This window comes from Acuticoccus kandeliae (genome assembly GCF_003073115.1).
In genome coordinates, this window is sequence record NZ_QBBV01000005.1 from 245,247 (window position 1) to 255,959 (window position 10,713).

The 10,713-nt window shown below is 67.3% G+C and carries 11 protein-coding genes and 1 tRNA gene; 8 read left to right on the forward strand and 4 right to left on the reverse strand.

Going from position 1 to position 10,713, the window contains the following annotated elements; all coding sequences use genetic code 11:
* Positions 1 to 50: 50 nt before the first annotated feature.
* From DBV35_RS27885 to DBV35_RS27900, 4 genes are read left to right on the forward strand one after another with little or no spacing between them, the layout of a single operon-like run.
* Complete coding sequence (locus tag DBV35_RS27885) at positions 51 to 791, forward strand: M12 family metallopeptidase (protein ID WP_157962027.1); 741 nt, start codon at positions 51 to 53, stop codon at positions 789 to 791.
* Positions 788 to 1,891 carry a S1 family peptidase gene (locus tag DBV35_RS27890; RefSeq protein ID WP_157962028.1) on the forward strand — a complete coding sequence of 368 codons (1,104 nt, stop codon included), beginning with the start codon at positions 788 to 790 and terminating at the stop codon, positions 1,889 to 1,891. The genes DBV35_RS27885 and DBV35_RS27890 overlap by 4 nt, the downstream gene beginning before the upstream one ends.
* Positions 1,891 to 3,039 carry a S1 family serine peptidase gene (locus DBV35_RS27895; protein WP_157962029.1) on the forward strand — a complete coding sequence of 383 codons (1,149 nt, stop codon included), beginning with the start codon at positions 1,891 to 1,893 and terminating at the stop codon, positions 3,037 to 3,039. The genes DBV35_RS27890 and DBV35_RS27895 overlap by 1 nt, the downstream gene beginning before the upstream one ends.
* 19 nt (positions 3,040 to 3,058) lie before the next feature.
* The gene (locus tag DBV35_RS27900; RefSeq protein WP_108663694.1) at positions 3,059 to 4,654 is read left to right on the forward strand and encodes a peptidoglycan-binding domain-containing protein; all 1,596 of its coding nucleotides are present in this window, start codon (positions 3,059 to 3,061) and stop codon (positions 4,652 to 4,654) included.
* A 13-nt stretch (positions 4,655 to 4,667) separates the two neighbouring features.
* On the opposite strand, the gene grrM is transcribed toward DBV35_RS27900, so the two are convergent.
* The 3 genes from grrM to DBV35_RS27915 form a co-directional block, all read right to left on the reverse strand.
* Complete coding sequence (gene grrM, locus DBV35_RS27905; RefSeq protein WP_108663695.1) at positions 4,668 to 5,801, reverse strand: cyclophane-forming radical SAM/SPASM peptide maturase GrrM/OscB; 1,134 nt, start codon at positions 5,799 to 5,801, stop codon at positions 4,668 to 4,670.
* A gap of 9 nt (positions 5,802 to 5,810) precedes the next feature.
* Positions 5,811 to 5,996 (reverse strand): hypothetical protein, encoded by a 186-nt coding sequence (locus DBV35_RS27910; protein ID WP_108663696.1) that lies wholly within the window; start codon positions 5,994 to 5,996, stop codon positions 5,811 to 5,813.
* A 98-nt stretch (positions 5,997 to 6,094) separates the two neighbouring features.
* A complete protein-coding gene (locus tag DBV35_RS27915; RefSeq protein ID WP_108663697.1) occupies positions 6,095 to 6,457 on the reverse strand; it encodes a hypothetical protein in 363 nt (120 codons plus the stop codon).
* A gap of 649 nt (positions 6,458 to 7,106) precedes the next feature.
* Between DBV35_RS27915 and DBV35_RS30405 the strand changes: the two genes are divergently transcribed.
* Positions 7,107 to 7,439 (forward strand): hypothetical protein, encoded by a 333-nt coding sequence (locus tag DBV35_RS30405; protein WP_157962030.1) that lies wholly within the window; start codon positions 7,107 to 7,109, stop codon positions 7,437 to 7,439.
* Between the two features lie 301 nt (positions 7,440 to 7,740).
* A complete protein-coding gene (locus DBV35_RS27920; RefSeq protein WP_108663698.1) occupies positions 7,741 to 8,628 on the forward strand; it encodes an SAM-dependent methyltransferase in 888 nt (295 codons plus the stop codon).
* A gap of 325 nt (positions 8,629 to 8,953) precedes the next feature.
* Here the strand turns inward: DBV35_RS27920 and DBV35_RS27925 are convergent.
* Positions 8,954 to 9,046, reverse strand: a tRNA-Ser gene (locus DBV35_RS27925).
* Between the two features lie 308 nt (positions 9,047 to 9,354).
* On the opposite strand from DBV35_RS27925, the gene grxB reads away from it, so the two are divergent.
* Both grxB and DBV35_RS27935 read left to right on the forward strand, forming a co-directional pair.
* Positions 9,355 to 9,987: a glutaredoxin 2 gene (gene grxB / locus DBV35_RS27930; protein WP_108663699.1), complete on the forward strand. Its 633-nt coding sequence runs from the start codon at positions 9,355 to 9,357 to the stop codon at positions 9,985 to 9,987.
* Positions 9,988 to 10,112: 125 nt separating this feature from the next.
* The coding region (locus DBV35_RS27935) for a helix-turn-helix domain-containing protein (RefSeq protein ID WP_157962031.1) at positions 10,113 to 10,713 on the forward strand (601 nt) is incomplete at its 3' end.

Sequence of the window (10,713 nt, forward strand, 5' to 3'; positions counted from 1 at the left end):
ACAAAAGCTTTCGGTTGCTGAAATGCTCCGTCGCGCCGGCGGCGAAACTTGTGTTCGCCAGCCTCCTCGCGCTGACACTGCCGCTGTCGCAGGCCCTGGCGGAGGGGCCGCCGGGCTCCGCGGACGATCTTCTGCGCGCCATCACCGCCGAGCAGGTCAAGAACATCGAGGACAAGGCCTTTCCGCGGCTGTCCGCGCGATGGCCGTTCAATGTCGCCTTTCTCTGCTGGGAAAATGCGGCGGAGGACAACGCCTGGGGCCGCACCGCGGTGCGCGAGGCGATCGAGGCGACGTGGCAGGCGCACTCCGGGCTCCGCTTCGAGGGGTGGGACACGGATTGCACGGACGACTTCTCCGGCATTCGCATCAGGATCGAGGACTCCTGGCCCCACGTGAAGGCGCTCGGCAAAGAGCTCGCCTATGCCGAAGACGGCTCGCAGATCGTGACGCGCGACGGGATGGTCCTGAACTTCACGTTTCAAAGCTGGGCGCCGTCCTGCCGCACGACGGCCGAGAGCTGCCTCAAGACGGTCGCCGTTCACGAGTTCGGCCACGCGATCGGCTTCGCCCACGAGCAGAACCGCCTCGACACCCCGCGCGACGGACGGGGCGGATGCATGAAGCCGCCGCAAGGACCGGACGGCGACACCGAGCTCACGCCGTGGGACCCGGATTCGGTGATGAACTACTGCAACAAGGTCTGGATGGGCGAAGGCATCCTCAGCCCGCTCGACATCGTGGCGGCGCAATACATTTATGGCCTCCCGCCCGCAGGCGGAGCCTCTCAGTGAAATGGGCGCGCCCTCTTGTGCGTCTCGCCGGCGCGATCCTGATCGGCATCGCGCCCGCCTACGCGCAGGATCGCTGCTACACGGCGGTCGAGGCGATCAAGCCGGCGACCGTCAAGCTCGTCGCCCGCGCGCAGGTCCGCTCCGGCCCGAACGCCTCCCGCTTCGTCGACTCCCCGGCGACCGGCGTCGTGATCGCCGACAGCGGGTTCGTGCTGACCGCCTACCATCTCCTGCGCGGTCTCGGTGACTTCGCGCCCGAGACCCTCACGGTCACTGCCTCCATCGGGTCCGTCTCGCAGCGCGCATGGGTCATCGATGCCGAGCAGACGACGGACCTCCTCCTCCTCAAGCTGGGGAACTCCGGCCCCTATGCACACGTCGACCTCGGTTCGGCATTCGGCCTTTCGGTCGGGGCGGTGCTCATGAGCTACGGATTTCCGGGCGCGGACCTCCACGACGTCACCCCCAAAGGCGAGATCGTGAGCAAGACGCCCGACGGCGGTTCGGTCTGGGCGATCGCGATGGAGTTCAAGAGCGGCCAGAGCGGCAGCCCGGTGATCGACTGCGACGGACGGCTCGTCGGGATCGCGAAGGGCATGATCGGCGGCACCGGGGTGTTCGTCCCGATCGAGTTTGCCGACCCCCTCCTCGCATTCGTCCGCTTCGAGGGGCTGAGGCGCGAGGTCGAGACGCTTCGAGCCCAGGTGGAGGACCTCAACCGGTCGCTCGACCCGGTGCGGCACGATCTCATCTGGAGCGCACGCCGGGTCACCGGCGGCCTGAAGCTCGACTACCGCAAGCGCGTCACCGGCGGGCCGGATCCGACCGAGGCGAAGGTCGAACTCCGCGTCTTCGTAAACGGCGACCCGAATGGAATACCGCCGCAGATGCTCGTCGCAACACCTGAGAGCGTGTCGGCCGATGGAGGCGTGCTGGGCGCGGCCGCCAACCTCGAACAGATCGAGCAGATGATCCGGATCCTGCGCCCGAACGCCAGCCGGATCGAGTACGAGGCCGTGATCGATCCGCTGTTCGAGGACGGGGGCGACGGAACGGCCGGGGTGCCGGCGAGCGTCCGCCTCACCGGTGGAGGGACCTGATGAGGCGGCTTCGATCCATCATGACGAGGGCGCGACTTCGTGGCTTCGTCCTCCCGCTCCTCGCCGTGCTGCTCGCCATGGGGAGCGCGGCAGCCGAGGACGCGATCCCGAAGAGCGCCGTCGTCCTCCTCAAGGCTTCCGGCTCCGGAGAGGGCGAGGAGTCGAAGGCGATGGGCGTCGTCGTCTCCCCTTACGGTCTTGTCCTCACGACCTACTCCCTCCTCAGCAACCTTGAGAACGTCGATCCGCGCGACATCTCGATCCAGACCATGGAAGACACGCCTCGTGCGGCCTGGCCGGTCGACGTGATGGCGCATGTCGGGCTCCTCCTCCTCCAGCTCGATCGGAGCGACGAGCTCTACGAGGCGGCCACGCTCAGCCAGCGCTTTCAGTACCCCGAACTCGCGACGGGCGACGGAGGGCGCACGGTGAAGAGCTACATGGGCAAGGTGCCCGAGCTCGGTGAGGTCACGCGATCGCACCAAATCCTGTCGTTCAGCGCCAGGAAGGGCTTCTGGGGCGTCGATGGCGACCTCGACGATGCCTATGACGGCACGCCGTTCTTCGACTCCGACGGCGGCCTTGTCGGCCTTCTCAGTCCGAAAGAGACGACCGCCTCATTCCGCGCGCTGATCCCGACCGAATATGCCGACGCGCTTCTCGTGGGCCTCAAGTTCAAGGAGATCCGCGATGTGATGCAGCGGCGGCTGAAGGACTTCGACCCGCTGCGAAGCGAGCTCCGATGGACGGCCAACGAGACCGCCGGCGGGATCGAGATCATTTACAAGAAGCGCGTCCTCGGCGAGCCGATGGTCGGCCAGATCGACGTCGACCTCTACAAGTACGCCGTGATCAACGGCCAGCTGAAGCTCCTCGGCAGCGAGAATTACAGCCAGACGAGCGCGCCGCCGGGCGGCGTCCCGCTGAAGGGGCCGATCGAGTTCGGAAAGGGCGATGGCGGCGCCTTCTTCCTGCAGCTCACGACCTCGAGCGCGAAGTTCCTCGAGGCGGCGAAGATTATCGACAGCCGCGTCGAAAGCGTCGTTCTCCAGTTGCGGATCCAGCCATTCTCATCCGATCGCACCAGCGGCGCGGCCGTGGTGTTCGACCCGGCGACCGTGGACATCACGCTGGCACCCGCGAGCTGATCATTTCGGAGCTGAACACTTGCCGATCGCCCTGACCTCAAGTCGCTGCCTTCCCGCTGCGTTCGCCGCGCTGGCGCTGCTCCTCGCCAGCGCGCCCGCTTGCGCGCAGGCGAAGAACGGGGACCTCAACACGTGGACGCTCGAGGAGCCGACTTCGGGCGTCAAGTTCGCGGCCGACGGGACCCTCGTCCTCTGGTCGGCCGACACCGGCCATCTCTTCGAGATCGATCCGACGACCGGCGTGGATCCGCGGCCGCTGACCTTCGAAGGGAGCGGCGCGGAGAAGATCCTCGACGTCTTGGCGACACGGGAAAACAGCGTCTACGTGCTCTCCCGCGCGGAAAAGGCAGGTGACGACTTCATCACCCGCCTCGCGCGCCACGACAAGCCGGCGATCCGGATCGGCATCGAATCCGTCTTCGGCAACGCCTCGCTCGCGGCCGGGACCGAAGAAGGCGCGGAGGTGCTGTTCGTCTTCAGCCCGTCCTTGAGCGTCGTCGTCACGATCCGCAATCCCGAGAGCTACGATGGCAGGCGCGTGTCCGCCGCCGACCTCAAGGACAGCAACGTGTTCCTCGAGGACGGGCCGCCCAGCAATCTCATCCCGAGCGCGGATGGCGAGCTTCTCACCGCCTATCACCAGTCCCGCGCCACGATTTCGCTGACCGACGCCCGGCGCTCGATCCAGCTCCAGTCGCGCAGGCTGGGCAACCGGGCCGCGGGAGAGCCGCTGGAGCCGACCCTCGTCGAGGCGGCCGCGCTGCCGGGTGGCGGCGGGGGCACCGGGCTCCTCGTCGTCGATCTCGGCAGGCGCTTCATGTTCCTGATGGCGGTCGATCCGGCATCGAGGCGGCTCGCCGACCTTCTCTCCGCCGGCATGACGAGCCGGATCTCGACGCCCGGCACCGTGGTCGGGCCGACGATCGCGCGCGCGTCCGACGACCTTTCGGTCCTCGCCGTGGGCGCGCGCGGCTGGGATGGCGTGGCGCTGTTCTCGCTGGACGGCAACGCCTTCGCGGGGCCCTACCTTCCGTCCAGATTGCCGAAGATCGCCGCGCTGGACCTCTCATCGGACGGGAGCACCCTCGCCTATCTCTGGGATGGCGGCACGAAGGTGTCGATCGTGCGCGGGCCGCTCGAATGGGCGCGCGCGGCGGACCCCGTCGCGCGGACACAGACCGTCGAGGAGGTGCAGCGCCAGCTCGCCGCGCTCAATATGGACCCCGGACTGGTCGACGGGCTCATCGGCCCGCAGACGAGGACGGCGATCGACCGGTTCAAGAGCCTTGCCGGCGTGCCGCGCGGGGCGAGCCTCGAACAGACGAATCTGGCGCTGCGCGACGTCCTCGCCGAGCGCTCGCCGAGCGCACCATGCGAGCCGCTGCCCGAGGCGGCGCGATGCGCGATCGACGCGAGCGCCACCGAGGGTGCGCCCCGGCCCGACACGCCGCGGATCTGCCGCGGTCCCGCCGATGCCCCGAGGCCGGTGCAGGTCGACTACCCCTCGAACGGGCCGGAGCCGGCCTACCACTGCACGCGATTCCACACATGCGGCTTCATCGGAACGACATTTCCGCTGGCGTTCGAGGCGGTCTGCGGCCCGAACCGCTCCTGACCGCCGCCGCCCGCTATCCGTCCTGGAGTTCCAGCGAGTCGAGCACGGCGTCGACGGTTTCCATCGTCACGAGCCGGCAATGAAGCGTCTCGGTGCTCGCCAACGACCCGTTCTCGAAGAACTTGTTCGACGGCGCACCGCCGCCGCAGACGTCGAAATAGGCGCAGCTCTTGCGGCACGCCCGCACGCCCGCCGCGATCTGCGCGGCCGCGCGCTGCAGCGCCGCATCGCGCCGCATCGCCTCTATGCCGCCCGTGAGGATGTTGCCGAAGACAAAGTCGGCATAGTCGGGTGCAGGCGTCCCGATCAGCTCCGGCGAGAACGTCGAGAGGCCTCCGTCGGCCGCGACGGTGAGGATCGAGAAGGGCTCGATCTGCTGACCGTGACCGCGCAAGCCCAGACGCGCGCCGCGCGCCAGGTCGCGCACGGTCGCGAGACTCCTGAGGCGGAACGGCTCGCCGGTCGCGCGGTGCCGCTCGAGAAAGCGGCGGAGAAAGGCGCGGTACGCCTGTTCGATCCCCGGCACATCGAGCGACGTCGTCCGGTTCTCGCCCTCCTGCTCCTCGATGTTGAAACCGAGGCTCGTCGGCCGGAGCGAGGAGAAGAAGTCGTACATCCTGTCCGGCTCGGCGAGCGACTGGCGCGTCAGGACCGCGATGGCCGTGAACGGGACCCCGGCGTCGCAGAGCGCCTCGACGCCCCGCATCGTGCTGCGGAAGGTGCCCGCGCCGCGCCGGGTGACGCGCTTGGCGTCGTGGATCTCCTCAGGTCCGTCGATGCTGACGCCGATCGAGATCCGGTGCTTTGCGATCACCGCGATCCACCGCTCGTCCACCAAGGTCGCGTTCGTCTGGATCACGAAGCGCAAGCGCCGCCCCGGCGGTGCGTGGGCGGCGAGCATGTCGCAAGCGGCGTCGACCCAAGCGGCGGGAAGCGCCATCGGCTCCCCCGCATGCCAGGCGACCTCCATCTCGTCCGGGGCGCCGGACGCCGCCACCACCTTCTGCGCGACGGCGCGGAGGACCTCCTCGCTCATCCGCTCCCGCCTCTCGCGGCCGGCGACGTAGCAGTAGCGGCAGTCGATGTTGCAGAACGACGAGCCCTGCAGGACGAGCAGCTCAGGAAATCGCCCTTCCGGCGCGGCCATCCGATTGCCCTAGACGTTGCGCCATTGCAGGTTCGAGAAGGGCTGGTAGTTCAGGAATTGCGCGAGGCGCGCCGGCGATTTCGCAGCGGGATCCGCCTCACCCGCGACGCCGACGAGGCGTTTGTCGAGGTCGGCCCGCTTCGCCGCGATCGCGATGGACGAACCGCCCATCAGCCCGGCGACGAACACGAGCATCCAGCGCGCCGCCCTCCGACGGCGGGGGGCCGAGCCCCTTCCGGCGCGTCCGCGTGTCTCCGGCGCCGGGCTCTTGCTTTTCATAGGCATGGCGAACCTCACGGCCAAGGAGTGAGAAAGGTCCGGTCGATGGCCGGCGCTTCCGCTCCGGCGCCAGGCGGCTCTGCCGCCCGCTGAAGGCTCGATCCGACCTGCGTGACGCCGGCGGCGGAGCTGAAGACCAGGACCCCGTTCAGCATGGCGACGAGGACCATCGTCGGCAGCGAGCCGCCTTCCTTCTCGCGCCGCGCGAGCGCGGTGCCGATGCAGATGAGCTCCGCGACCACCAGGGCGACCCAGGCGGGATTGACGTGCAGAAGGCTCTGCACCGCATTGGCGACGACGAAGGTGGCCGTCGTCGCCCCTGCGAACGTGCTCAGCGTCTCGATCGTGTAGGTCTGCCTCGGCTCCGGTATCGCCATCAGTCGCACCGCCCGGCAATGTATCTGTTTCGAGATTATTTCAGATAGATAAGGAATTGAGGAGTCGGATAAAGTAGGAGATGTAAAGAAATTTGCTTTCTACCTCACGCTTTCCTTGACGGCACGCGCCGGAGTCTTCGACGGATCGACCAACTCGTAAGGGTGGGAGAAGCCGGCGACCTTGCAGTATGTCGCCACTTTGGACGACATCGGGTAGCGATCCCGCGAGGCTTGGCAAAGATCGCGGCTTGGCGGCTCGCGGGAGAGGCGATGACGCTATGAGCTGTGGCGCCTCCAAGTCCCTCCGGAGGCCTGTGGTGCGCGCCAGATGGCCGAGCTCGCGCGCGGGTTGCTTCTCAGAGGCTGATCGCACTCCTGCGGCGACTGGTGCCGTCTGGGGTACGCCCGGCCGCGGGTCATTCGACTATGGGGGTGGTCCGCGCGGCAGCTCCAGCCCAATACTTCACCGTTTTACCGGCGAAATCCGAATGTTCTAGTTTCGATCCAGGATCTCTAGGTAGTTTGACGATGCTCAAATCGATGAGAACAAAAGAAATGGCCGGTGCGCTTGGCATCACACCTCAGGCCCTGCACCGCCTGGCGCGGAACGGAGTCGTCCGCAAGCTGGCGACAGCCCGTGGGATGCGAGGTGGTGGTCACCGCCTGTGCGGACCACATCCGCAGCCTGGACACCGTTCGCCGCGGGAACGCGTATGAAGACCGCCTGCGCGGTACCAAGATGAAGTCGATTCACGTCTGCATTGAGCGCGACGGCACGAGGCACCGCATAGGCGCCCCAAATCTTCAACAATTTAGTCGACATCATGGACGAATCGTATCGCGACCTCCGTCGGCACTGACTGCTGACTCCGAATACCGCGCTTGCATCGAGAAGATCTGCGACGGCGACCACGCCCGCCTCAAAAAGCGCGCCGCCGCGCTTCGTGAGGCGATGCGAACCGAGAAGCCGGCAGATGCCTGAGGCGCCAACTACGGTGTCCAACAACCTGGAGGCAATCGCGAAGGCCGAGTGGGTTGGTCACCGGATCGACCACTCGGCCGCCGCCCCCGCTTCATCGTCCGGGTCGACTGGCGCGAGGGGGTCATCGTCTTCCCCGGCTCCCCCTCGAACCCGTCAACCACGCCGACGAAATCCGGCGGCTTGGTTTTGACGTGTCTTGTGAAGGGGCGGCGGCGCGCTCATTTTGATTTTGAAAGTGGTGTCCGGGGCACGGCCAACACGTCGCCGAGGTCTGCTAGCGGGCGGAATCGGGAGGGTGGAGATGGCGTTTCCTGAAGCCATGGCCGCGGTTCAACGGCACATCCGGGCTGCCGACACGCTCGCGGCGATCGGGGCCGGGCTCGGCGCCGCGGCGGGGCGCATCCAGCCGAACGAGACGCTCAATGCGAAGCTCGAAGCCGTGGTCGAGGCGTTCGAGCCGGACGCGTTCGCCGGTCTGTCGCAGGACGAGCTCGACGCACTCTACGGCTTCGTCCGCGCCGCCATGCGGCAGATGCTGCACCTCGTCGAGCTTCCCGACGACGGGAGCGCGGGCTGGTCGTTCGACGATCCGAACATCCTGGAGACGCAGGGCCGGTCCTCGCGCATCATCACGAGGCTCCTCACCGACTATGCCGGGCGGGACCCGCAATTTGCGGCGATGCTGCAAGGCGGCGGGCGCTTTCTCGATGTGGGCAGTGGCGTCGGATGGATATCCCTGTCGATGGCGCAGCAATGGCCGAAGCTCGAGGCGGTCGGGATCGACATCCTCGAGCCCGCCCTGGCGCTCGCGGCGAAGAATTTGCAGGAGACCGGCCTCTCCGACCGCGTGGCCTTCAGGCGGCAGAACGTCGTCGACCTTCAGGACACCGACGCGTTCGACGCGATCTTCATCCCCGTGATCTTCATCCCAGCAACGATCATCGACGAGACGTTCCGCAACCTTCGCCGCGCACTTCGGCCGGGCGGCTGGGTGTTCGCGGCGGCCTATCGCGTTCCCGACGACAGCAGGATGGCGGCCCTGAACAGCCTCAAGACCGGCCTTTCCGGCGGGCGCGCCTGGTCCGTGCCGGAGCTTTCGCGCCTTGCCGAGACGGCGGGTCTGTCCTCGATCGGCGATATCGGCGTCGGCTCGCCGCTCCACCTTTGGGGCGCGCGGCGCGAGGCGTAGGCCCGCCTCCATCGCCGGCGCAAAAGGAAACCGCGACCCGTCAAAATCGACGACTTGGTCGGTTGAACGGCGGACTATGGGTCGCTACGTCACCAGGCCGAGCTTTTCGCGCTTGCGTGCGCCGATCGATCCAGCTCACGGGCGCATCGCCTCGTTGTGCTACTCGATCGCCTTGGCGCTCGCCGAGCCGCCTTCAGCGCTGATGCGTCTCCATCACTGTTCGCGCAAACCCGCCACCAACCAAAATTGAAAGTGGGGCAGAATAGGGCACGGACAGAGCTCGCAAGAAAATACTCAATATCTTCAATACGATAGAGACTAAGGATGGCGGAGCCGGAGGGATTCGAACCCTCGAGACGGGTTTACCCCGCCTAACGGTTTAGCAAACCGCCGCCTTCAGCCTCTCGGCCACGGCTCCATCCTGAGAACACGGCGAATGGCCCGGTCGATGCGTTCGCGAACGAACCGGCCCGGCACCTCCTCGTCTCACGATGTCCGGTAACATGGCGGCGGCGGCTTTCGCAAGGCGTCGCGCACGCGCGTCCGCCTGTATTTGGCCGCACCGGGGCGCGCCACGGATTCCGCACCGCCACTAACCGCGCTGCCTTGCCGCAATCCTTGCGTCGGCTAGAGTGGGGCCCACCAGCATCATCGATCGCGCCGCGCCTTGTGGCCTCCAAAAGCCACCACCCGCGAGGGGTGACACGCGCGGCGCCGGAGCACCCGATGAAACTCTACATCTACGAACACTGCCCCTTCTGCACGCGTGCGCGCCTCACGGCGGGCCTCAAGGGCATCCCGCTTCAGACCGAAGTCATCCTGGAGGGGGACGCGGAGACGCCGATCCGCCTCATCGGGCGCAAGGTCGTGCCGATCCTTCAGAAGGCGGACGGCACGCACATGGCCGAAAGCCTCGACATCGCGCACCATCTCGACCAGCTCGGCACCCCGATCCTCGACGGGCCGAACGACGACGCGCTCGAGGAATGGGTCAAGGACGCCCGCCCGGTCGGCACCAAGCTCTACATTCCCCGCTTCACCAAGGGCGACTTCGCCGAGCTCGCGACGCCCGAGGCGCGCGAGGCCTACCGGCTGCGCGAGGAGAAGGCGTTCGGCGACCTCGAGGCGCTGATGGCCGACACCCCTGCCCTCGTCGCCGCGATGAACGAGAAGCTCGAAGCGCTCGCCCCCATGCTCGAAGGGCGCGAGACGATCGGTATCAGCGACATCATCCTGTGGCCGGTGCTGCGCTCGCTCTCGATCGTGAAGGATCTCACCTTCCCCGCCCCCGTGCGCGCCTATGCCGAGCGGCTGGAGGCGAAGAGCGGCGTGCCGCTGATGTTCAATCAGGCGATGTGACGAGCCGGAGGCGCCTCAGACCCGGACCCAACCAGGACAGGGGCTAGATGTGAACTCTCAGGAGGTTGTTCACCCGCATCGGGGTTAGGCTGGGATCGCCAAACCTCCAGTCGGACCCTGATGGGATGAACAACCCGCACAAGAATGCGCGCACGACGGTTCACAGTCGAGCGCTGATCGTGACGCGACGGGCCGAGGGACGGCCGGTCAAGCGGATCGCGGAAGAGCTCGGGATCTCGGAGCGGACGGTCTTCAAATGGCTGCGGCGCCACCGCGAAGGCGGGGTGGAGGCGCTGGCCAACGGCGCCAGTGCCGCGCCGCCCGCCGCTTGCCTGAACGCTTCGGTTGCGGCAGCTTTGCGCTTGCGACGCGAGTATCGCCTCACGGCCGCCGAGATCGCGCACAAGCTGCGCCTGGCGCGCTCCACCGTGGCGCGATGGCTCCACCGCGCAGGCCTCGGCCGCCTGAAGGCGCTCGAGCCGAAAGAACCGCCGAGGCGCTATCAACGCGAGCGCCCGGGCGAATTCATCCACCTCGACATCAAGAAGCTCGGACGGTTCGAGCGGGCGGGCCATCGCGTCACCGGTTCCCGTTTGGGTCACCGCAACAGGGGAGCCGGCTGGGACTTCGTGCACGTCGCCATCGACGACGCCACGCGGCTCGCCTATGTCGAGATCCTCGCCGACGAGAAGCGCGGCACCACGACGGGCTTCCTCGTGCGCGCAC